The organism is Afifella sp. JA880, from assembly GCF_025379905.1.
In the GTDB taxonomy this organism is placed as follows: domain Bacteria; phylum Pseudomonadota; class Alphaproteobacteria; order Rhizobiales; family Afifellaceae; genus Afifella; species Afifella aestuarii.
The window spans coordinates 1-21369 of sequence record NZ_JAOANH010000001.1; the positions used below are offsets into that span (position 1 = coordinate 1).

The 21369-nt window shown below is 62.1% G+C and carries 32 protein-coding genes; all 32 read left to right on the forward strand.

The window, feature by feature from the left end; genetic code table 11:
- Positions 1 to 47 precede the first annotated feature (47 nt).
- The 32 genes from rpsJ to NYQ83_RS00160 all read left to right on the forward strand — a co-directional run bounded on the left by rpsJ (position 48) and on the right by NYQ83_RS00160 (position 21336).
- Positions 48 to 356 carry a 30S ribosomal protein S10 gene (gene rpsJ / locus NYQ83_RS00005; RefSeq protein ID WP_092816559.1) on the forward strand — a complete coding sequence of 103 codons (309 nt, stop codon included), beginning with the start codon at positions 48 to 50 and terminating at the stop codon, positions 354 to 356.
- A 27-nt stretch (positions 357 to 383) separates the two neighbouring features.
- Positions 384 to 1106, forward strand: coding sequence for a 50S ribosomal protein L3 (gene rplC / locus NYQ83_RS00010; RefSeq protein WP_128294263.1), 723 nt, complete (start codon positions 384 to 386; stop codon positions 1104 to 1106).
- The gene (gene rplD / locus NYQ83_RS00015) at positions 1106 to 1726 is read left to right on the forward strand and encodes a 50S ribosomal protein L4 (RefSeq protein ID WP_128294262.1); all 621 of its coding nucleotides are present in this window, start codon (positions 1106 to 1108) and stop codon (positions 1724 to 1726) included. The genes rplC and rplD overlap by 1 nt, the downstream gene beginning before the upstream one ends.
- Entirely contained in the window at positions 1723 to 2016 is a 294-nt protein-coding gene (locus tag NYQ83_RS00020; protein ID WP_092816565.1) for a 50S ribosomal protein L23, read from the forward strand. The genes rplD and NYQ83_RS00020 overlap by 4 nt, the downstream gene beginning before the upstream one ends.
- A gap of 3 nt (positions 2017 to 2019) precedes the next feature.
- The gene (rplB, locus tag NYQ83_RS00025) at positions 2020 to 2856 is read left to right on the forward strand and encodes a 50S ribosomal protein L2 (RefSeq protein WP_261211113.1); all 837 of its coding nucleotides are present in this window, start codon (positions 2020 to 2022) and stop codon (positions 2854 to 2856) included.
- A gap of 36 nt (positions 2857 to 2892) precedes the next feature.
- Positions 2893 to 3171, forward strand: a complete 279-nt coding sequence (gene rpsS / locus NYQ83_RS00030; RefSeq protein ID WP_092816569.1) for a 30S ribosomal protein S19 — start codon at positions 2893 to 2895, stop codon at positions 3169 to 3171.
- A gap of 2 nt (positions 3172 to 3173) precedes the next feature.
- On the forward strand, positions 3174 to 3554 hold the full coding sequence (rplV, locus tag NYQ83_RS00035) for a 50S ribosomal protein L22 (protein WP_092816571.1): 381 nt from the start codon (positions 3174 to 3176) through the stop codon (positions 3552 to 3554).
- Between the two features lie 17 nt (positions 3555 to 3571).
- Positions 3572 to 4270, forward strand: a complete 699-nt coding sequence (gene rpsC, locus NYQ83_RS00040; protein ID WP_261211118.1) for a 30S ribosomal protein S3 — start codon at positions 3572 to 3574, stop codon at positions 4268 to 4270.
- A gap of 40 nt (positions 4271 to 4310) precedes the next feature.
- Positions 4311 to 4724, forward strand: coding sequence for a 50S ribosomal protein L16 (gene rplP, locus NYQ83_RS00045; protein WP_092816575.1), 414 nt, complete (start codon positions 4311 to 4313; stop codon positions 4722 to 4724).
- A 10-nt stretch (positions 4725 to 4734) separates the two neighbouring features.
- Positions 4735 to 4938 carry a 50S ribosomal protein L29 gene (gene rpmC / locus NYQ83_RS00050; RefSeq protein ID WP_092816577.1) on the forward strand — a complete coding sequence of 68 codons (204 nt, stop codon included), beginning with the start codon at positions 4735 to 4737 and terminating at the stop codon, positions 4936 to 4938.
- Positions 4939 to 4948: 10 nt separating this feature from the next.
- Positions 4949 to 5194: a 30S ribosomal protein S17 gene (gene rpsQ / locus NYQ83_RS00055; RefSeq protein ID WP_092816579.1), complete on the forward strand. Its 246-nt coding sequence runs from the start codon at positions 4949 to 4951 to the stop codon at positions 5192 to 5194.
- Positions 5195 to 5254: 60 nt separating this feature from the next.
- Positions 5255 to 5623 carry a 50S ribosomal protein L14 gene (gene rplN / locus NYQ83_RS00060; RefSeq protein ID WP_092816581.1) on the forward strand — a complete coding sequence of 123 codons (369 nt, stop codon included), beginning with the start codon at positions 5255 to 5257 and terminating at the stop codon, positions 5621 to 5623.
- Positions 5624 to 5636: 13 nt separating this feature from the next.
- Positions 5637 to 5954: a 50S ribosomal protein L24 gene (gene rplX, locus NYQ83_RS00065; protein ID WP_092816583.1), complete on the forward strand. Its 318-nt coding sequence runs from the start codon at positions 5637 to 5639 to the stop codon at positions 5952 to 5954.
- Positions 5947 to 6519 (forward strand): 50S ribosomal protein L5, encoded by a 573-nt coding sequence (gene rplE, locus NYQ83_RS00070; RefSeq protein ID WP_128294259.1) that lies wholly within the window; start codon positions 5947 to 5949, stop codon positions 6517 to 6519. The genes rplX and rplE overlap by 8 nt, the downstream gene beginning before the upstream one ends.
- Positions 6520 to 6563: 44 nt before the next feature.
- Entirely contained in the window at positions 6564 to 6869 is a 306-nt protein-coding gene (rpsN, locus tag NYQ83_RS00075; protein WP_092816586.1) for a 30S ribosomal protein S14, read from the forward strand.
- A gap of 10 nt (positions 6870 to 6879) precedes the next feature.
- Positions 6880 to 7278 (forward strand): 30S ribosomal protein S8, encoded by a 399-nt coding sequence (rpsH, locus tag NYQ83_RS00080; RefSeq protein ID WP_092816588.1) that lies wholly within the window; start codon positions 6880 to 6882, stop codon positions 7276 to 7278.
- A 27-nt stretch (positions 7279 to 7305) separates the two neighbouring features.
- The gene (gene rplF, locus NYQ83_RS00085) at positions 7306 to 7839 is read left to right on the forward strand and encodes a 50S ribosomal protein L6 (protein ID WP_092816590.1); all 534 of its coding nucleotides are present in this window, start codon (positions 7306 to 7308) and stop codon (positions 7837 to 7839) included.
- A gap of 39 nt (positions 7840 to 7878) precedes the next feature.
- A complete protein-coding gene (gene rplR / locus NYQ83_RS00090; RefSeq protein WP_128294258.1) occupies positions 7879 to 8226 on the forward strand; it encodes a 50S ribosomal protein L18 in 348 nt (115 codons plus the stop codon).
- A gap of 62 nt (positions 8227 to 8288) precedes the next feature.
- Positions 8289 to 8873, forward strand: coding sequence for a 30S ribosomal protein S5 (rpsE, locus tag NYQ83_RS00095; RefSeq protein WP_092816594.1), 585 nt, complete (start codon positions 8289 to 8291; stop codon positions 8871 to 8873).
- Positions 8874 to 8875: 2 nt separating this feature from the next.
- On the forward strand, positions 8876 to 9064 hold the full coding sequence (rpmD, locus tag NYQ83_RS00100; RefSeq protein ID WP_128294257.1) for a 50S ribosomal protein L30: 189 nt from the start codon (positions 8876 to 8878) through the stop codon (positions 9062 to 9064).
- Positions 9065 to 9095: 31 nt separating this feature from the next.
- Complete coding sequence (gene rplO, locus NYQ83_RS00105; protein ID WP_261211159.1) at positions 9096 to 9602, forward strand: 50S ribosomal protein L15; 507 nt, start codon at positions 9096 to 9098, stop codon at positions 9600 to 9602.
- A 40-nt stretch (positions 9603 to 9642) separates the two neighbouring features.
- Positions 9643 to 10980 carry a preprotein translocase subunit SecY gene (gene secY, locus NYQ83_RS00110; RefSeq protein WP_234628241.1) on the forward strand — a complete coding sequence of 446 codons (1338 nt, stop codon included), beginning with the start codon at positions 9643 to 9645 and terminating at the stop codon, positions 10978 to 10980.
- The gene (locus NYQ83_RS00115) at positions 10977 to 11633 is read left to right on the forward strand and encodes an adenylate kinase (RefSeq protein WP_261211162.1); all 657 of its coding nucleotides are present in this window, start codon (positions 10977 to 10979) and stop codon (positions 11631 to 11633) included. Before secY ends, NYQ83_RS00115 begins: the two co-directional genes overlap by 4 nt.
- Positions 11634 to 11817: 184 nt before the next feature.
- Complete coding sequence (gene rpsM / locus NYQ83_RS00120) at positions 11818 to 12186, forward strand: 30S ribosomal protein S13 (RefSeq protein ID WP_234628239.1); 369 nt, start codon at positions 11818 to 11820, stop codon at positions 12184 to 12186.
- Positions 12187 to 12208: 22 nt separating this feature from the next.
- Positions 12209 to 12598 (forward strand): 30S ribosomal protein S11, encoded by a 390-nt coding sequence (gene rpsK, locus NYQ83_RS00125; RefSeq protein ID WP_092816604.1) that lies wholly within the window; start codon positions 12209 to 12211, stop codon positions 12596 to 12598.
- A gap of 82 nt (positions 12599 to 12680) precedes the next feature.
- Positions 12681 to 13697, forward strand: a complete 1017-nt coding sequence (locus NYQ83_RS00130; protein ID WP_261213869.1) for a DNA-directed RNA polymerase subunit alpha — start codon at positions 12681 to 12683, stop codon at positions 13695 to 13697.
- Between the two features lie 50 nt (positions 13698 to 13747).
- The gene (rplQ, locus tag NYQ83_RS00135; RefSeq protein WP_092816606.1) at positions 13748 to 14173 is read left to right on the forward strand and encodes a 50S ribosomal protein L17; all 426 of its coding nucleotides are present in this window, start codon (positions 13748 to 13750) and stop codon (positions 14171 to 14173) included.
- Between the two features lie 203 nt (positions 14174 to 14376).
- Entirely contained in the window at positions 14377 to 15822 is a 1446-nt protein-coding gene (locus NYQ83_RS00140; protein ID WP_261211177.1) for a DegQ family serine endoprotease, read from the forward strand.
- 7 nt (positions 15823 to 15829) lie between these two features.
- Positions 15830 to 17155, forward strand: coding sequence for a replication-associated recombination protein A (locus NYQ83_RS00145; RefSeq protein WP_261211179.1), 1326 nt, complete (start codon positions 15830 to 15832; stop codon positions 17153 to 17155).
- Between the two features lie 394 nt (positions 17156 to 17549).
- Complete coding sequence (locus NYQ83_RS00150; protein WP_128294253.1) at positions 17550 to 19184, forward strand: BCCT family transporter; 1635 nt, start codon at positions 17550 to 17552, stop codon at positions 19182 to 19184.
- Between the two features lie 242 nt (positions 19185 to 19426).
- A complete protein-coding gene (locus tag NYQ83_RS00155) occupies positions 19427 to 20422 on the forward strand; it encodes an RluA family pseudouridine synthase (RefSeq protein WP_234628235.1) in 996 nt (331 codons plus the stop codon).
- 5 nt (positions 20423 to 20427) lie between these two features.
- Positions 20428 to 21336, forward strand: coding sequence for a DMT family transporter (locus NYQ83_RS00160; RefSeq protein ID WP_261211190.1), 909 nt, complete (start codon positions 20428 to 20430; stop codon positions 21334 to 21336).
- The last annotated feature ends 33 nt before the right edge of the window (positions 21337 to 21369 follow it).

Below are 21369 nucleotides of genomic sequence, written 5' to 3' on the forward strand. Positions count from 1 at the left end.
GCTTGTTCGCACCCGCGGACACCACGCCCCGTCTGTGAGGCAATGAAATGAACGGACAGAACATCCGGATCCGGCTTAAGGCCTTCGATCACCGCGTTCTCGATACGTCGACGGCGGAAATCGTCTCGACGGCGAAGAGGACCGGGGCGCAGGTCCGCGGGCCGATCCCGCTGCCGACCCGGATTGAGAAGTTCACGGTGAACCGGTCGCCGCATGTCGACAAGAAAAGCCGCGAGCAGTTTGAAATCCGCACGCATAAGCGCCTGCTCGACATCCTCGATCCCACACCGCAGACGGTCGATGCTTTGATGAAGCTCGACCTCGCGGCGGGCGTCGACGTCGAGATCAAGCTCTAGCGGATACCTGACGAAGGGAAGACCAGGATGCGTTCTGGCGTCATCGCAAAAAAACTCGGCATGACCCGGGTCTACACGGAAGCCGGCGAGCAGGTGCCGGTCACCGTTTTGAGGCTCGACAATTGCCAGGTCGTCGCTCAGCGCACAGCGGAGAAGGACGGCTACACGGCCGTGCAGCTCGGTGTCGGGCGCGCCAAGCCGAAGAATACCGTGAAGGCCATGCGCGGGCATTTCGCGAAGGCCGAAGTCGAGCCCAAGCGTAAGGTCGCGGAATTTCGCGTGAGCCCGGAAAACATGATCGAAGTCGGCGCCGAGATTACGGCCGAGCATTTTCTGCCCGGTCAGTATGTCGACGTCACCGGCACCTCGATCGGTAAGGGGTTCGCCGGTGCCATGAAGCGGCACAATTTTGGTGGTCTGCGTGCGACCCACGGCGTGTCCGTGTCGCACCGCTCCCATGGTTCGACGGGTAACCGCCAGGATCCGGGCAAGGTCTTCAAGAACAAGAAGATGGCCGGTCATATGGGCGACACGCGGGTGACGACGCAGAATCTGCAGATCGTCCGCACCGACGCCGAGAAGGGTCTTCTTCTCGTGCGCGGCGCCGTTCCGGGTGCCAAGGGCGGTTGGCTCTTGGTTCGCGACGCGATCAAGAAGGCGGCGCCTGAGGGTGTTCCGACTCCGGCCGCGTTGCGTGGGGATGCTGGCGCTGCTGCAACGCCCGAGACCGCCGAAGGGGGCGCAGAATAATGGAACTTCAAGTCACCACGCTCGCCGGTGAATCTGCCGGGCAGGTGTCGGTATCGGACGAGGTTTTCGGCCTCGAGCCGCGGCAGGATCTCCTGCAGCGCATGATCCGCTACCAGCTCCTGAAGCGTCAGGCGGGAACGCATAAGGCGAAGGATCGGGGCGAAGTCTCGATGACGACCGCCAAGATGTATCGTCAGAAGGGCACCGGTCGCGCCCGTCACGGTTCGAAGAAGCCTGGCGTGTTTCGCGGCGGCGGCAAGTCTCACGGTCCGGTTGCTCGCAGCCATGCGATCGAGCTGCCGAAAAAGGTTCGCGCTCTTGCTCTGAAGCACGCTCTTTCTGTGCGGGCGAAGACTGAGACGTTGATCATCATCGATGATGCCAAGGCGGGCGAAGCGAAGACCAAGGGTCTTGCCGCTCAGTTCGCCGGGCTCGGGCTCAACAGCGTCCTCATCGTGGACGGTGCGCAGCTCGACGACAACTTCGCCAAGGCGGCGCGCAATCTGCGCAATGTCGATGTGCTGCCTGTGCAGGGCATCAACGTCTACGACATTCTGCGTCGCGAGAAGCTGGTTTTGACGAAGTCGGCGATCGAGGCGCTGGAGGAGCGGTTCAAATGACCAGCCTCAAACACTACGACACAATCCTGTCGCCGGTGATCACCGAAAAGTCGACCTTTGCGTCTGAGAACAATCAGGTCGTCTTCAAGGTGAAGAAGGATGCCACGAAGCCTGAAATCCGCGCTGCCGTGGAAGAGCTCTTCAAGGTCAAAGTGACGGCGGTGAACACGCTCCTGCGGAAGGGTAAAACCAAGCGCTTCCGCGGCATCAAAGGCCGGCAGGGCGATTTCAAAAAAGCGATCGTGACCCTTCAGGAAGGGCACTCGATCGACGTGACGACGGGTCTTTAAGCGATGGCTTTGAAAACCTTCAATCCGCGTACGCCGGGCCAGCGTCAGCTGGTCATCGTCGACCGCTCGGGCCTCTGGAATGGCAAGCCCGAGAAGAGCTTGACGGAAGGTCTGACAAAGTCGGGCGGGCGCAACAATCTCGGTCGGGCGACGGCGCGTCGGCGTGGCGGTGGTCACAAGCGCAGCTATCGCATCATCGATTTCAAGCGTCGCAAGTTCGACGTGCCGGCAACGGTGGAGCGCCTCGAATACGATCCGAACAGGTCGGCATTCATTGCTCTGGTGCGCTACGAGGATGGCGAGCTTTCGTACATCCTGGCGCCGCAGCGCGTCGCCGAGGGCGACACCATCGTTTCCGGCCAGTCGAATATCGACGTGAAGCCGGGCAACGCCATGCCTCTGCGGGCGATGCCGGTCGGCACGATCGTGCATAATGTTGAGTTGAAGCCGGGCCGTGGCGGCCAGATGGCGCGCTCAGCGGGCGCCTACGCGCAGATCGTCGGACGTGACCAGGGCTATACGGTTCTGCGTCTCGGATCTGGCGAGCAGCGTCTGGTTCAGGGTGTGTGCATGGCGACAGTTGGCGCCGTCTCCAACCCGGATCATTCCAATGTGAGCCTCGGCAAGGCAGGTCGGTCGCGTTGGCTTGGACGTCGGCCGAGTGTTCGCGGTGTGGCGATGAACCCGATCGACCATCCGCACGGCGGTGGTGAAGGACGCACTTCGGGCGGCCGTCACCCGGTGACCCCCTGGGGCAAGCCGACAAAGGGCAAGCGCACGCGGTCCAACAAGGAATCGCAGAAATACATCGTCCGCTCTCGCCACGCCCGCAAGAAGTAACGGGCCGGCACAGGCAGGATCAGGAGTTCAATCGAAGTGGCACGTTCAGTCTGGAAAGGTCCGTTCTTTGACGGCTTCCTCCTCAAGAAGGCGGAGAAGGCCCGCGAGTCCGGCCGCAAGGAAGTGATCAAGATCTGGAGCCGTCGCTCCACCATTCTCCCGCAGTTCGTCGGGCTCACTTTCGGCGTCCATAACGGGCACAAGCATATCCCTGTGCTCGTGACGGAAGACATGATCGGGCACAAGTTCGGCGAATTCGCTCCGACCCGCACCTATTACGGTCATGCGGCGGACAAGAAGGCGAAGAGGAAGTAACCATGGGTAAGCCCAAGCGTGAGCGGGCGCTCGGCGACAACGAGGCCAAGGCGGTTGCGCGCATGATGCGCATTTCGCCGCAAAAGCTGAACCTGGTTGCCGGCCTCATCCGTGGCAAGAAGGTGTCGACGGCGATTGCCGATCTCACCTTCTCGCGCAAACGTATCGCCATTCAGGTGAAGAAAACCCTGGAGAGCGCGGTTGCGAATGCGGAGAACAATCACGACTTGGACGTCGACAATCTGGTCGTCGCGGAAGCTCACGTCGGCAAGGCGCTCGTGATGAAGCGCTTTTCTCCGAGAGCGCGCGGCCGGGTCGGACGGATCACCAAGCCGTTTTCCAATCTCACCATCGTCGTGCGCGAAGTCGAGGACGCGGCCTAAGCGCCGAGGAGTAAGGTATGGGACAGAAAGTCAATCCGATCGGCCTCAGGCTCGGCATCAACAAGACCTGGGATTCCCGCTGGTTCGCCAGTGACGCGGAATACGGGCCCTTGTTGCACGAGGATCTCAGGATCCGCCGCGCTCTGATGGAAGATCTCAAGCAGGCCGCGGTGTCGCGCATCGTGATCGAACGCCCGCACAAGAAGTGCCGCGTGACGATCCAGACGGCTCGGCCGGGCATCGTGATCGGCAAGAAGGGCGCCGACATCGAGAAGCTGCGCCGCAAGGTGGCGCGGATGACCGACTCGGAAGTGCACATCAACATCGTTGAGGTGCGCAAGCCCGAGACCGACGCTGCCCTGATCGCTCAGTCGATCGCGCAGCAGCTGGAGCGCCGCGTGGCGTTCCGCCGGGCGATGAAGCGCTCGGTGCAGTCGGCGATGCGTCTTGGCGCCCAGGGCATTCGGATCGCATGCGGCGGCCGGCTCGGCGGCGCGGAAATCGCGCGGGCTGAATGGTATCGCGAAGGTCGCGTTCCGCTGCACACGCTGCGCGCGGACATCGATTTCGGGACGGCCACGGCGCATACCGCCTATGGCACGATCGGCATCAAGGTGTGGGTGTTCAAGGGCGAAATCCTGGAGCACGACCCGTTTGCATCCGAGAAGCGGCAGCTCGACGGGCCTGAAGCCTCGCGCCGTGGCGCGTCGGCCTAAGACGCTGCGGCTGATCGGATAAGGGAATTGAGAGAAGAACATGCTGCAACCCAAACGCACCAAGTTCCGCAAGGCGCATAAGGGCCGCATCCACGGAGCGGCGAAGGGCGGGACGGATCTGAATTTCGGCTCCTTCGGCCTCAAAGCGATGGAACCGGAGCGGATTACCGCCAGGCAAATCGAAGCGGCTCGTCGGGCGATCACGCGTCATATGAAGCGTGCCGGCCGTGTGTGGATCCGTATTTTCCCGGACGTGCCGGTGTCGTCGAAGCCGACCGAAGTGCGTATGGGTAAGGGCAAAGGCTCGCCGGAATACTGGGCGTGCCGCGTTCATCCGGGCCGCGTAATGTTTGAGATCGACGGCGTCGGCGAGGCGACCGCGCGTGAGGCGCTGCGTCTTGGAGCTGCGAAGCTGCCGGTGAAGACGCGTGTCGTCACCCGGATCGGCGAGTGAGGAAGAGGCCATGAAGGCGACCGAACTTCATACCAAATCGGTGGACGAGCTTAACGACGAGCTCGGCCGCTTGAAGAAGGAGCAGCTCAATCTGCGCTTCCAGCAGGCGTCCGGCCAGCTGGAGAAGACCGCCCGCATCCGCGAGGTCCGCCGCACGATTGCGCGTATCAAAACCATTGCGGCGCAGAAGCATGCCGCCGCGGCGAAGGCTTGAGGAGCGAAGAATGCCGAAACGCGTGTTGCAAGGCACGGTGGTAAGCGACATCTCCGACAAGACGGTTACCGTCGACGTCGAGCGGCGCTTTACACATCCGCTCCTGAAGAAGACGGTCCGTCGGACGAAGAAGTATCAGGCGCATGACCCGAACAACGAGTTCAAGGTCGGCGACGTGATCTTCATCCAGGAGACCCGTCCGATTTCGAAGAACAAGTGCTGGCTGGCGATCGGCCGCGAAGCACCGACCGAATAGCGCACAGAAACAACTGTCGGAACCGCGGTTCCGGATGAAGAACAAGAAGGACGTCGGGCCATGATCCAGATGCAGACCAACCTCGATGTGGCGGACAATTCCGGCGCGCGCCGCGTGCAGTGCATCAAGGTGCTCGGCGGCTCGAAGAGAAAGTACGCCCATGTCGGCGACATCATCGTCGTCTCCGTCAAGGAAGCCATTCCGCGTGGACGCGTGAAGAAGGGCGACGTGATGAAGGCGGTCGTGGTGCGCACCGCGAAGGACATTCGTCGTGCGGACGGCAGCGTCATCCGCTTCGACAAGAATGCGGCTGTGCTGGTGAACAACCAGAAAGAGCCGGTCGGCACGCGTATCTTCGGCCCGGTTCCGCGCGAGCTCCGCGCGAAGAACCACATGAAGATCATCTCGCTGGCACCGGAAGTGCTGTGAAAAGGGTTTGTTGATGGCCGCGAAGATCAAAAAGGGTGATCGGGTCATCGTTCTTGCCGGCAAGGATAAGGGCCGCAAGGGCGAAGTGATCCGGGTGATCCCGAAAGAGAACCGGGCGCTGGTGCGCGGGGTGAATATGATCACCCGTCATCAGCGTCAGACCGCGAGCGAAGAAGGCGGCATCGTGCGCAAGGAAGCGCCTGTGCATCTGTCCAATCTCGCGCTCGAAGACAAAGAGACGGGCGGCCCGACGCGGGTTGGCTTCCGGGTTCTGGAAGACGGCCGCAAGGTCCGCTACGCCAAGCGCTCAGGAGAAACGATCGATGGCTGAGGCTGCTTTCGATATCGACAGCTACTCGCCGCGGCTGCAGGCACATTACCGCGATGTGATCGTGCCGAAGCTGAAGGAAGAGTTCGGCTACGCGAACCCGATGGTGGTACCGCGGCTCGACAAGGTCGTCCTCAATATGGGCGTCGGCGAAGCGGTCTCTGATTCCAAGAAGGTTCAGTCGGCTGCCGAGGATCTCGCTCTGATCGCCGGCCAGAAGCCGGTCATCACGCGGGCTCGCAAGTCGATCGCGACGTTCAAGCTGCGCGAAGGCATGCCGGTCGGCGTCAAGGTGACGCTGCGCCGCGAGCGGATGTTCGAGTTTCTCGATCGTCTCGTCAACGTGGCTCTGCCGCGTGTGCGTGACTTTCGTGGCCTCAATCCGAAGAGCTTCGACGGGCGCGGGAACTACGCGCTTGGCATCAAAGAGCACATCGTCTTCCCGGAAGTGAACTACGACAAGGTCGATCAGATCTGGGGCATGGACATCATCGTCTGCACGACTGCGCAGACGGACGATGAGGGGCGGGCGCTCCTCAGGGAATTCAACTTTCCCTTCCGGCAGTAGCAGGCACAGCCTGCTAGACGCGGTTAGGGCGTGAAGAGGTAAGTATGGCGAAGAAGAGCGCAATCGAGAAGAACCGGCACCGCATGAAGCTCGTGAAGCAGTATGCGGCGAAGCGGGAGGCGCTGAAGGCGCTGGCGGCGGACGAATCGCTGTCGGACCAGGAGCGTTTTGCTGCCCGGCTTAAGCTTGCGAAGCTGCCGCGGAACTCGGCTCCGAGCCGGGTGCGGAACCGTTGCGAGGTGACGGGCCGTCCGCGTGCGTTCTATCGCAAGCTTCAGATGAGCCGTATTGCCCTTCGCGAGCTGGGCAACGAGGGCAAGATCCCCGGCCTCGTCAAGTCGAGCTGGTAGGAGAGATATCATGCTTATCAATGATCCTCTCGGCGATATGCTGACCCGTATCCGCAACGCGCAGGGGCGCCGGCGGACCTCGGTCAGCTCTCCGTCCTCCAAGCTCAGGATGCGCGTTCTCGACGTCCTGCAGGCGGAAGGTTACATCCGCGGCTATTCGGAAGTCGATCACGCCAACGGTATTTCGGAGCTCGAGATCGAGCTGAAGTACAACGAGGGCGAGCCGGTCATCCGCGAGATTCAGCGCGTCTCCACGCCGGGGCGGCGGGTCTACGCGTCTGTGAAATCGATCCCGACCGTTCATAAGGGCTTGGGCGTTTCGATCCTCTCCACGCCGAAGGGCGTCATGGCGGATTATGACGCTCGCGAGCAGAATGTGGGCGGCGAGGTTCTGTGCCGCGTCTTCTAGGCGGGCTGAAGAAGCGAGTAAGAGATCATGTCGCGAATTGGCAAGAAGCCCGTTTCGATCCCGTCCGGTGTGACGGCGTCGGTTGACGGCCACACGGTCAAGGCGAAGGGCCCGAAGGGCGAGCTTTCTGTGGTCCTCGTCGACGACGTCGACGTCGCCATGGACGATGACGGCATCAAGGTCGATCCGGTCAACAAGTCGAAGAAGGCCCGCTCAGCCTGGGGAATGTCCCGCACCTTGGTGCAGAACATCGTCACCGGTGTGAGCCAGGGCTTTGAGAAGCGTCTGGAGATCAACGGCGTTGGCTATCGTGCGCAGGCCCAGGGCCAGGCGCTGAGCCTTTCGCTTGGCTATAGCCACGACGTCACCTATCCGGTGCCGGAAGGTATCCAGATTCAGACACCGCGCCCGACGGAAATCGTCATCAGCGGTATCGACAAGCAGCAGGTCGGCCAGGTGGCCGCAGAGATCCGCGATTGGCGCCCGCCGGAGCCCTACAAGGGCAAGGGTGTCAAATACGCAGAGGAACGTATCTTCCGTAAGGAAGGTAAGAAGAAGTAACGGAGCGCAACGATGGGAACCTCAACGACGCGTCAACGGATGCGTACCGAGCGCCGCAAGGGCCGGGTGCGGGCGGCGCTGAAGCGGGTTGCTTACGGGCGGCCGCGGCTTTCCGTGTTCCGTTCTTCGCAGCATATCTATGTTCAGATCATCGACGACACGCAGGGGCGGACCTTGGTTTCCGCTTCGACCGTGGAAAAGGATCTGCGTGAGACGCTGAAGAGCGGCGCGAATGTCCAGGCCGCGTCTGCCGTTGGCAAGCTCTTGGCAGAGCGTGCGAAGGCAGCCGGTATCGAAAAGGTGCAGTTTGACCGCGGAGGCTATATCTATCATGGGCGAATCAAAGCCCTGGCAGATGCCGCCCGCGAAGCCGGGCTGGACTTTTAGGAATATGAGACAGGTCGTCGGGCCGACCCGGCAGTCGAGCAAACAGACGGACGAAGGTTAAAATGGCGCAAAGAGAACGTTCACAGCGCGGTGGCGGCGGACGCCGGGAGCGCGAGGAGAAGGTCGACAGCGAATTCGTCGACAAGCTCGTGCATATCAACCGCGTCGCCAAGGTCGTGAAGGGCGGTCGCCGCTTCGGTTTCGCCGCGCTCGTCGTGGTCGGCGATCAGCGCGGTCGGGTTGGCTTCGGTCACGGTAAGGCGCGCGAAGTTCCGGAAGCGATCCGCAAGGCCACGGAAGCGGCCAAGCGGTCGATGATCCGGGTTCCGCTTCGCGAAGGCCGCACGCTGCATCACGACATTCACGGCCGCCACGGCGCCGGGCGTGTTCTGATGCGTGCGGCTCCGGCCGGTACCGGCATCATCGCCGGCGGTCCGATGCGTGCGGTTTTCGAGACTCTCGGCGTGCATGATGTCGTCGCGAAGTCGCTCGGCACATCCAACCCGTACAACATGGTGCGGGCGACGTTCGAGGCTCTGAAGAAGCAGGACAGCCCGCGCTCGGTCGCGGCACGTCGGGGCATCAAAGTGTCGACGCTGCAGGCTCGTCGCCAGCACGAAGTCGGTAGTGAGGCGCAGGGAGCCTGATCATGGCTGAGAAAACCATCACTGTGGAGCAGACCGGCAGCCCGCTGCGCCGTCCTGGCGTGCAGCGGCAGACGCTGATCGGGCTCGGCCTGAACAAACAGCGCCGTCGTTCCGTTCTGCCTGACACTCCGGCAACCCGCGGCATGATTGCCAAGGTTCAGCATCTCGTTCGCGTCGTCGACGAGAACTGACACAACGATTTTGAATCGGGGCTTAAACCCAATGAAACTCAACGAACTTTCCGATAATCCGGGAGCCGTCAAAGGGCGCAAGCGCGTTGGACGCGGCATCGGGTCGGGCCTCGGCAAGACCGGCGGCCGCGGCGTGAAGGGTCAGACCTCGCGTTCGGGCGTCGCAATCAAGGGCTTCGAGGGCGGTCAGATGCCGCTGCATCGTCGTCTGCCGAAGCGGGGCTTCACCAACATCTTCGCCAAAGACTTCACGGAAGTGAATGTCGGGCGTCTGCAGCAGGCGGTTGATGCCGGCAAGCTCGACGCCAAGGCCGATGTGGATGCGGCTGCTCTCAAGGCCGCCGGTGTCATCCGTCGGACGAAGGACGGTGTGCGTATCCTCGGAGATGGCGAGCTTACCGCGAAGTTGACCCTCAAGGTCGCCGGCGCCTCGCGCGCGGCCGTCGAGGCTGTGGAGAAGGCTGGCGGCTCGGTCACGATCATCGAACCGGTCCCGGCCAAATCCCAATCCGGCAAGAGCGAAGACGCCTCCGCCTAAGCGAAGACGGCTCCCTGCCTAAACCGCATTCGGAGTTCCAATGGCTTCTGCAGCCGAACAGCTTGCCGCCAATTTGAACTTCGGCGCCTTTTCGAAGGCGACGGAGCTCAAAAAGCGGATCTGGTTCACTCTCGGTGCGCTGCTCGTGTATCGGCTCGGCACGTATATCCCGCTGCCGGGCATCAACATCGAAGCCCTGCAGCAGGCGTTCGAGCAGCAGTCGCAGGGTATCCTGGGCGTCTTCAACATGTTTGCCGGCGGTGCCGTCGGCCGCATGGCGATCTTTGCGCTCGGGATCATGCCCTATATCTCGGCTTCGATCATCATTCAGCTGATGACGACGGTGATCCCGACGCTCGAGCAGCTGAAGAAGGAAGGCGAGCAGGGCCGCAAGGTCATCAACCAGTACACGCGGTATCTGACCGTGGTGCTGGCCGCGTTCCAGTCCTATGGCATCGCCGTAGGCCTCGAGGGCTCCTCAAGCGGCATCGTCGCAGATCCGGGTTGGTTCTTCCGGTTTACCGCCGTCGTGACGCTGACCGGCGGCACGATGTTCCTGATGTGGCTCGGTGAGCAGATCACTTCGCGCGGCATCGGCAACGGCATTTCGCTCATCATCTTCTCCGGCATCGTCGCCAATCTGCCGAACGCTTTGGCGGGTACGCTCGAGCTCGGACGTCAGGGCGCCTTGTCGACGCCGGTGATCTTGACCGTGATGGTTCTGGTCGTCACCGTGATCGCCTTCATCGTCTTCGTCGAGCGGGCCCAGCGGCGGCTCATCATCCAGTATCCCAAGCGTCAGATGGGCAACCGGATGTTCCAGGGCGACACGTCGCATCTGCCGCTGAAGCTCAATACGTCGGGCGTCATCCCGCCGATCTTCGCGTCGTCGCTTCTGCTGCTGCCGATCACGGTGGCGAATTTCTCGGCTGGTCAGGGACCCGCCTGGCTTGCTCAGGTGACGGCGATGCTCGGTCGTGGGCAGCCGCTGCATATGGCGATCTACGCGGCGTTGATCATCTTCTTCGCGTTCTTCTACACGGCGATCGTGTTCAATCCGAAGGACACGGCCGACCAGCTGAAGAAGCATGGCGGCTTCATTCCGGGTATCCGCCCGGGGGAGCGCACCGCGGAATATATCGACTACGTGTTGACGCGGATCACCGTCGCAGGTGCCGCCTACCTCGTCATTGTGTGTCTTCTTCCTGAATTTCTGATCGCAGAGCTCTCCGTGCCGTTCTATTTCGGCGGCACCTCGCTCCTCATCGTTGTCAGTGTGACTATGGATACTGTTTCACAGGTGCAGGGCCATTTGCTCGCGCACCAGTACGAAGGGCTGGTCAAGAAATCGAAGCTGCGCGGGAGCCGGCGTCGATGAGACTGATCATTCTGGGACCTCCCGGAGCCGGGAAGGGCACCCAGGCCCAGCGACTTGTAGAGAAGCACGGCCTCGTGCAGCTATCGACGGGTGACATGCTTCGCGGCGCTGCCGCCGCGGGCACCGACGTCGGTCTCAAGGCGAAGGCCATCATGGACAGCGGCAATCTCGTTCCGGACGAGGTGGTCATCAACATCATGTCGGAGCGGCTCGACGAGGCCGACGTCCTGAGGGGCTTCGTGCTCGACGGCTTCCCGCGGACTTTGCCGCAGGCGGACGCGCTCGAAGTCCTGCTTTCGGAAAAGGGCATGCCGCTCGACGGCGTCGTGCTCTTGACGGTCGAGGACGAGGCACTGGTCGATCGGGTTGCGGGTCGGTACTCTTGCGCCAATTGCGGCGAGATCTACCACGACACGATGAAGAAGCCGGCCAAAGAAGGTGTCTGCGACGTCTGCGGCTCGACCGAGTTCCGGCGGCGCGACGATGACAACGAGGAAACGATTCGCAAGCGGCTTGCTGCGTATTATCGCGATACGGCGCCCCTCGTCGGGTACTACTGGGCGAAGGGAAAACTCCGTCACGTCGACGGAATGATGCCAGCGAAAGACGTCGCAGCCGCAATCGAAGACGTTATGGGCGATTTGAAGGGCTGATCTTCGGTCGATGCGGTTGACGGGCGGCCGCGTAAGGACTATCTCCGGCGCAATCCTGAAGTGCGGATAACGGCGCCGAAGCTCGGATGAAGCTTGGGGCGTCGTTTTTTGGCGTTTCGTCCCGAATAGGTGAAGCCGGGGCGCGCCGCGGATGCGGACTGCGCCAGACAAAGAGGAGAAAGACGTGGCACGTATTGCTGGCGTCAACATTCCGACCAACAAGCGCGTCGTGATCGCGCTGCAGGCCATCCATGGAATTGGACCGGCCATGGCGCGTGAAATCGCTGAGAAAGCGAACATCGACCTGTCGCGTCGCGTCAACGAGCTGTCGGACGCAGAGATCTTGCAGATCCGCGAAGCGATCGATCGCGACTATATCGTCGAGGGCGATCTCCGTCGTGAGACGGCCATGAACATCAAGCGGCTGATGGATCTCGGCTGCTATCGCGGGCTGCGCCATCGGCGCGGGCTGCCGGTGCGCGGACAGCGCACCCATACCAATGCCCGGACCCGTAAGGGACCGGCCAAGGCAATCGCCGGCAAGAAGAAATAACGCCAAGGAAGGCCTGACTTAGATGGCGAAAGATACCACCAGGGTGCGTCGGCGCGAGCGCAAGAACATTACGTCGGGCATTGCCCACGTGAATTCGACGTTCAACAACACGATGATCACCATCACCGACGTGCAGGGCAACGCGATTTCGTGGTCCTCTGCCGGCGCGATGGGCTTCAAAGGGTCACGGAAGTCGACGCCCTATGCCGCTCAGATCGCGGCCGAGACCGCTGCGCAGAAGGCGCAGGAGCACGGCATGCGGACGCTCGAGGTCGAGGTTTCCGGACCTGGGTCGGGCCGTGAATCGGCTCTGCGCGCGCTGCAGGCTGCGGGCTTCACCATTACTTCGATCCGTGACGTGACGCCGATCCCCCACAACGGCTGCCGTCCCCCGAAGCGGCGCCGCGTCTGATCTCGCATTTGAGGTGTACGCGGCTCGCGGATGCGAGTCGCGTCTGCATGCGAGAGCACAAAACGAAAGGTTCGTCCCCGTGGTGATACAAAAGAACTGGCAGGATCTCATTAAGCCGAACAAGCTTGATGTGAAGCACGGGTCCGATGCGAGCCGCATCGCTACCGTCGTCGCAGAACCGCTTGAGCGCGGCTTCGGCCTGACGCTCGGCAATGCGCTGCGCCGCGTGCTGTTGTCCTCGCTGCAGGGTGCGGCTGTGACCAGCCTGCAGATCGATGGCGTTCTGCACGAATTCTCCTCCATCGCTGGCGTTCGGGAAGATGTCACCGACATCGTCCTCAACGTGAAGGAAATCGCCATCAAGATGGAGAGCGAAGGCCCGAAGCGGCTGACGCTGAGGAAGTCCGGCCCGGGCGTGGTCCTGGCGGGCGACATCCAGACGGTCAGCGATATCGAGGTGCTCAACCCCGAACACGTTCTGTGCACGCTCGACGAGGGAGCGGACATTCGCATGGAGCTGACGGTCGATACCGGCAAGGGCTATGTCCCGGCGGACCGCAACCGCCCGGAAGACGCGCCGATCGGCCTCATTCCGGTCGACAGCCTCTATTCGCCGGTCAAGAAGGTTTCCTATCGCGTCGAGAATACGCGTGAAGGCCAGGTCCTCGACTATGACAAGCTGACCTTGTCGCTCGAGACCGATGGGTCGGTATCGCCGGACGATGCCGTCGCCTATGCGGCCCGGATCCTGCAGGACCAGCTTTCGATCTTCGTCAACTTCGACGAGCCGAAGAAGGAAGAAGTCCACGAGGCGACCCCGGAGCTCGCCTTCAACCCGGCGCTTCTGAAGAAGGTGGACGAGCTGGAGCTTTCGGTTCGCTCGGCCAACTGCTTGAAGAACGACAACATCGTCTATATCGGCGATCTCATTCAGAAGACCGAGGCGGAGATGCTGCGCACGCCGAACTTCGGCCGCAAGTCGCTGAACGAGATCAAGGAGGTTCTCGCCTCCATGGGCCTGCATCTCGGTATGGAAGTGGCCAATTGGCCGCCCGACAATATCGACGATCTCGCCAAACGCTTCGAAGACCAATACTAAGCTTTGATGAACAGCGGCGGGAGCCGTCGTTCGAATGAGGAGACAGGGCCATGCGCCACAGAAAGACCGGCCGTAAGCTGAATCGGACGTCGAGCCATCGTCAGGCGATGTTTGCCAATATGGCGGCGGCGCTCATTCGCCACGAGCAGATCGTGACAACCCTGCCGAAGGCAAAAGAGCTCAGGCCGTTCGTGGAGAAGCTCGTCACGCTCGGAAAGCGGGGCGACCTGCATGCGCGCCGGATCGCAATGTCGCGGCTGCGCGATGAAGAGATGGTCAAGAAGCTCTTCGAGACGATCGGCCCACGCTACGGTGAGCGGAACGGTGGTTACACCCGCGTGCTCAAAGCCGGCTTCCGCTATGGTGACAGTGCGCCGGTCGGCGTGATCGAATTCGTCGATCGCGACGAGGATGCGCGCGGCGCCGAAGATCGTGCTCGCATGGAAGCGGCCGAGGTTGCGGAAGCCGCAGCGTAAGGCTTGTCGCTCTTCCTGGATTGCGAAAAGGGGCCCGCGTGGCCCCTTTTTTGTTGGCGCGGGCGGCATGTGGCCGGATCATTGCCCGCACGACATAGAATTTCCGGATTTGACCGGTTCCTGGCTCACTCTTTTCAAGCGCGGACGACCGTGGCGCGCGTCAAGGTCGCTCCCGCATTCCCGCTGCTAAATTGGAGGCTCTCGTGACGTCGTTTCGTCAGTTTCGCCTTGCCTGCTGTGTCCTGGTCGCCTCTGCCGGTGTTTCGAGCGGTGTCGTTGTCGGTGTGCCGCTCGCGCATGCTGAGGACGTGCCGCAAAGCCGTGAAGAGATTTCTCTTTCCTTTGCCCCGATCGTGAAGAAGGCCGCTCCTGCGGTCGTCAATGTCTACGCGAAGCAGATCGTGCGCACAGCGCCGTCGCCCTTCGCGGACGATCCTTTCTTCCGGCATTTCTTCGGTGATGGGGGTTTCGGGTCGCCTTTCGGCGTGCCGCGTGAGCGTGCGCGCAATTCGCTCGGCTCCGGCGTCATCGTCGATGCATCCGGTCTCGTCGTCACGAATTACCACGTCATCCGCGGTGCCGATGAAGTGAAGGTGGCCTTGTCGGACGGGCGCGAATTTGAAGCCGAAATCCTGTTGCGAGACGAACAGAGCGATCTTGCGATCCTGAAGATCTCCGACGGGGATACGGACTTCCCGACGCTTTCGTTTGCCGATTCGGACGATCTCGAGGTCGGCGATCTCGTGCTCGCGATCGGCAACCCGTTCGGGGTCGGGCAGACGGTGACCAGCGGCATCGTCTCTGCGGTGGCGCGAACGGAGGTCGGTATCTCCGACATGTCGTTTTTCATCCAGACGGACGCGGCGATCAATCCGGGCAATTCGGGCGGCGCATTGATCGATGTGAAGGGCCGGCTTGTCGGTATCAATTCAGCGATCTTCTCGCGGTCTGGCGGTTCGAACGGAATCGGGTTCGCGATTCCTTCCAACATGGCGCAGGCGGTGGCCGCCCAGGCGCTCGCCGGCGGGACGGAAGTTGTGCGCCCCTGGATCGGGGCGACCTTCCAGAAGGTGACGCCGGATATTGCCCGCTCACTCGATCTGCCGCGGCCCCAGGGGGCGCTCGTCGTCAAGGTCTTCGAGGGCTCTCCTGCCGAAAAGGCCGGTCTTGCGGTCGGCGATCTCGTTCTGTCGGCCGATGATTACGAGGTGGCCAATCCGCGTTCGCTCGAATACCGGCTGACGATCAAGGGAATTGGCGAGACGGAGAAGCTCGTCGTGCTCCGCGATGGGGCAGAGAAGACGCTGACTGTCTCGTTGGAATCGGCGCCGGAGACGGTGCGGGCCGACGAGCAGCTTCTTGACGGCTATTCGCCGCTGACCGGGGCGACGGTCGCGAATCTCTCGCCGAGGCTTGCGGAGAGACTGCGGCTGCCAAGCGATCAAGAGGGCGTCGCGGTCACCAAGGTAGAGCCGCGTTCACCCGCCGCGCAGCTCGGCCTGCAGCCGGGTGATATTGTCGTTGCCTTGCAGGGGCACGGTGTTGAATCGTCGAGCGAGCTGAAACGTATGACGAGCCAAAAGCAGCGATTGTGGCGGATCACGGTCAACCGTGGTGGCCGGCTCTCGCGGCTTGTCATCGGTGGATGAGGGGCATTTGTCGGACAATCTCTTCACAGCAGCCGGATTGGAAAAGAGCGCGCCGCAGCCCTTGCCTGACCGGCTGCGGCCAAAAAAGCTCGCCGATGTCGTCGGCCAGCCGCATCTGACGGGTGAGGACGGCACGCTCACCCGGATGCTTCGGACGCGCTCTCTCGGCTCTCTGGTCTTCTGGGGGCCGCCCGGGACGGGCAAGACCACGGTCGCGCGGCTTCTGGCCCGCGAAACGGACCTTTATTTCCAGCAGCTGTCGGCGATCTTTTCCGGCGTCGCCGATCTCAAGAAGCATTTCGAGGCGGCGCGCGGGCGGCGGCAAACGGGGCAGGGGACGCTTCTCTTCGTCGACGAAATCCATCGTTTCAATCGCGCACAGCAGGACAGTTTTCTTCCCGTCATGGAGGACGGGACGGTGACGCTCGTGGGGGCGACCACCGAAAACCCGTCTTTCGAGCTCAACGCGGCGCTTCTGTCGCGTGCAGCCGTTCTGGTGTTTCGCCCGCTCGATTCTGACGCACTCGGCAAGCTCGTCGAACGTGCCGAGAATGAGGAAGGGCGAAAGCTGCCGCTCGACGAGGAAGCGCGCGGCGTTCTTCTGCGTATGGCCGATGGCGACGGACGGGCCGTTCTCGCGCTCGCCGAAGAGGTCTGGCGCGCGGCGGGAAAAGACGAAACCTTCGATGCGAAGCGTCTGCAGAAGGTTCTGCAGCGGCGGGCGCCGATCTACGACAAGAGCCGGGATGGTCATTACAACCTGATTTCGGCCCTGCACAAATCGGTGCGCGGTTCCGACCCGCAGGCGGCTCTCTACTATCTCGGGCGCATGCTCGATGCAGGCGAAGACCCGATGTATCTGGCGCGGCGAGTGATCCGCATGGCTGTGGAGGATATCGGCCTCGCCGATCCGCAGGGGCTCGTGCAGGCGAATGCTGCGAAAGAGGCGTACCACATGCTGGGCTCGCCCGAAGGCGAACTCGCCATTGCCCAGGCCGTGGTCTATCTCGCAACGGCGCCCAAATCGAACGCTCTCTACAAGGCATATGGCGCCGCGCGCCGGACGGCTAAGGAGGCCGGCTCGCTCCAACCGCCGAAGCACATTCTCAATGCTCCGACCAAGCTCATGCAGTCGGAAGGCTATGGGGCCGGCTACGCCTATGACCATGCTCAGGAAGAGGCGTTCTCGGGGCAGAATTATTTCCCCGAAGAGCTGGAGCGTCAGGACTTTTACGTGCCGACCGGACGTGGGTTCGAAGCGGAGCTCAAACGACGGCTCGATCATTGGGACCGGGTGCGGCGCGAACGTGCCAAAGGCGAAGACGAGACCTGATCGATCGTGCGCCTGATGCCAATTGGCATCGCGTTCTGGCGAGCAAATGGCTTTCTCTCGCTCGGGCGGCCATTTGCCTCGAAAGAATCGACGGATTTATTCAAGGAGGCTCCGAGCGGCGGTGAGAGCCTCAACCGCGAACGTGGCATTGCGGGGCAAGTGCCTGACAATCCGGAGATATCCGCCTCGGCTACGGCACTCGACCCGAGTGGCATAAGAGCCCCTTGGAGACGATTGTCACCACAAAAGGGTCTTGAGGTGGCAAAAATCTGGCGTGCTCTTCCTTGACCCTGCGTTGCCGCCTTCTACCTCCTTTTGGGCTTCAAAAAGATGTGCGACGGATCCCGCCTCGGAGCGGTGCTTTCGTTCGTCCAACAGACAAACGAGGAGCTATATGAGCGAACAGACGGTGGATCAAACAGGCGACGCGACCGAGGATATTCCGACCGACTATGAAGTCGGTCAGGACAATATCCAGGTCCTTGGTCTCGATTTTCACAACCCCGTATTCATCGTGTCAGGGCTGACGATTATTCTGTTCGTCGTCTTCACCCTCCTTTTTCAACAGGGCGCGGAGAGCTTCTTCACCTGGCTGCGACCGTTCCTGACATCGAACCTCGATTGGCTCTTCCTGATTGCCGGAAACGTCTTCGTCCTGTTTTCCCTGTTTCTGATCGTCTCGCCTCTCGGGAAAATCCGACTGGGCGGTCCTGATGCAAGACCGGAGTACAATTACTCTGGGTGGTTCGCCATGCTCTTTGCCGCGGGCATGGGTATCGGGCTGATGTTCTACGGCGTGTCGGAGCCTTTGACGCATTACAACGCGTCCGTTGCATCAGATGCCGCGCAGGCAGGTAGCGATGCGCCCTTGATGGGTGCGCCCGACAATCCGGAAGGTGCAAGGCGGCTCGCCATGGCGGCCACGATCTTCCACTGGGGTCTGCACCCCTGGGCGATCTACGCCGTCGTCGCGCTCGCCCTTGCCCTTTTCAGCTACAATAAGGGCCTGCCGCTGACGATCCGGTCTGCCTTTTACCCGATCTTCGGTGAGGCTGTCTGGGGCTGGCTCGGCCATGTCATCGATACGCTCGCGGTGTTTGCGACACTTTTCGGCTTGGCGACCTCGCTCGGCTTCGGTGCGGAACAGGCACTGGCCGGTCTCAACCACATCTTCGGCATCCCCGCGACCGACCCATGGAAGGTAGGGCTGATCGTCGCCATCACCGGCTGCGCACTGACCTCGGTTCTGGCCGGCCTCGACGCTGGCGTGAAGCGGCTGAGCGAGATCAATATGGCTTTGGCCTTCCTGCTGCTCGTCTTTGTCGTGGCTGTGGGGCCGACCCTTGCGATCGTCTCCGGCTTTTTTGAGAACATCGTCGCCTATGCGCGCGATATCATTCCGCTGTCGAACCCGATCGGCCGGAGCGATGACGGTTTCCGCAATGGCTGGACGACTTTCTACTGGGCCTGGTGGATTTCGTGGTCGCCTTTCGTCGGCATGTTCATTGCGCGTGTTTCGTACGGGCGGACGGTGCGTGAGTTCATGATCTGCGTCCTCATCATCCCGACTGTCGTCAGCATCTTCTGGATGACGGCCTTTGGCGGGACCGCGATCTCGCAGCTGATGAATGGTTATGACGGGGCCGTCAGTGCCGAGCTGCCTGTGAAGCTCTTCCTGATGTTGGAGCATCTGCCGCTTGCTTCGATCACGTCGTTCATCGGCATCGTCCTGGTGATTGTCTTCTTCGTCACCTCGTCGGATTCCGGCTCGCTGGTGATCGATACGATCACGGCCGGTGGCAAGGTCGATGCACCGGTCGCACAGCGGGTCTTCTGGGCGACCTTCGAGGGGCTGGTGGCAATCGCGCTCCTTCTCGGAGGCGGGCTCAAAGCTCTGCAATCGGCCGCTGTCGCTACGGGCTTTCCCTTTGCGCTCATCCTGCTCCTGATGATCTGGTGCATTTATCAGGGCTTGAAGGGCGAGCAGCGGGCGCTGGTCGAAGCGAAGGAGGCAGAGGCGACGGCCTGATCCGTCAAAACCTCGGTTCTGAAGAAGGGCGCGGTTACCCCGCGCCCTTTTTTGTTGACGTTCAGGATGCAAAAACGCGCGGTCGTCGCGAGGCGGGCTTCATTCGGCCGACAAAACGCTCTAAGCGCTCAGGTTATGAAGCAAGTTCTCCTTATCGTCCGCGACCGATATTCCGGCTCTCGTGTCAGCCCCGTGACCCTCGTGTCGCGGTCACACCGCGAGCCAGTCTCCGGGAGCCTGGCATGAGTGCCCCGGCCTCCGTCGTGATGCGGCGCGTCGACCGGGACGAATCCGGCATGCGCGTCGATCGTTGGTTCAAGGAGCATTATCCGGGCCTCGGTTTCGGCCATCTGCAGAAGCTTCTTCGCTCCGGCCAGGTGCGTGTGGACGGGGGGCGCGTGAAAACCTCGACCCGTCTCGTCGCCGGTCAGGAGGTGCGCGTGCCGCCGCTTGCGACAGGCGATGTGCGGCCGCAGACGAAAGCGACCATCCGCGACCGGCGCGATGTCGATGTGCTGAACGATGCACTTCTTTACGAGGACAGCCAAGTCTACGTCTTCAACAAGCCTGCCGGTCTCGCGGTCCAGGGCGGATCGGGCGTCAATCGTCACGTCGACGGGATGCTGGAGGCGTTTCGCGATCGCCACGGCCGCAAGCCGCGGCTGGTTCATCGTCTCGATCGCGACACGGCCGGCGTGCTTGTCGTGGCCCGCACGCGAAGCGCCGCGGCGTTTTTCGGCAAGGCCTTCAAGGAGCGGGAGAGCCGCAAGCTCTATTGGGCGCTGGTGAAGGGCGTTCCGAAGCCGCCGCAGGGCAAGATCTCGACGTTTCTGGTGCGCGGCGAGGGCGATGATGCGGAGCGTATGCGGGTGGCCCGCCATGGCGAGCGGGGGGCGGATCATGCTCTGTCGCACTACGCGGTGGCTGATCAGGCTGGCTCGCGGCTCTCGTGGCTCATCATGCGGCCGGTGACGGGGCGCACGCATCAGCTTCGAGCCCATGCAGCCCATATCGGCAATCCGATCATCGGCGATTCCAAATATTTCGACGTAGAGAACTGGGAGTTGCCAGGCGGCATTCAAAACCGGCTGCATCTCCTTGCTCGGAGAATCATTTTGCCTCATCCCACCGGCGGAGTTCTCGATGTGACGGCGCCGCTGCCGCCGCATATGGCGCAGAGCTGGGCCGTGCTCGGTTTTGACGAGACCGGCGGGGAGGCTGCGGCCGAGGCCGTTTGACCGCGATGTCGCAAGCGCTTGGGGCGAAGCCTGCCTCTCTGCTCGTGCTCCTGACTGTGATGTGGGGGTTCAACCAGGTCGCCATCAAAGTGGCACTCGGTGGCTTCCCGCCGATGCTGCAGATGGGGCTGCGCTCTGCCGTCGCTGGCGGTCTGGTGCTTCTCTGGTGCTTTGCGCGCGGCGTGCCGGTTTTTCGGTCGGGTCGGCATTTCGGCCCGGGTGTCCTGACCGGAATATTGTTCGGGATGGAGTTCGCTCTCGTTTTCTTCGGTCTGACGATGACGACGGCTTCACGCAGCGTCGTCTTCCTCAATACCGCTCCCTTCTTTGTCGCCATCGGAGCCCACTTTTGGCTGGGAGACAGGATTTCTGCGGCAAAAGCCGCTGGGCTCACGCTCGCGTTCGTGGGGATCGTGGTCGCCTTCCTCGACGGGCTGAGCCCGGGAACGCTCAATACGGCGGCTGGTGACGTGCTGTGCATTCTGGCCGCCGTCTTCTGGGGCGGGACGACCCTGGTCGTGAAGGGCACGACCTTGCGCGAAGCGCCCGCCGAAGAAATCCTTCTCTACCAGTTGCTGGTCTCGGCACCGCTCGGCTTTGCCTTGTCGTTCCTTGTCGGGGAGGCGGGGATCGGGCCTGTGACCTCGATCGAACTCCTCGCCTTCCTGTATCAAGGTGTCGTCGTCGCCGGGGCGAGCTATCTCGCCTGGTTCTGGCTGGTGAGAACCCATTCCGCGCCGCTGCTCCACGCCTTTACTTTTATCGTTCCGGTCTCCGGCGTCTTCTTCGGGGCGGTGCTCCTTGGCGATCCTGTCGGCTGGCGTCACGGCCTTGCCCTTTTGCTCGTCGCCGGCGGTATCTATCTGGTCAACAGGCCTGCGCCGGTCCGCCGTGTCGTTCCGCCGGGTGCGTGAGATGTTGGACCCTGACTACGCCCAGACCCAGTG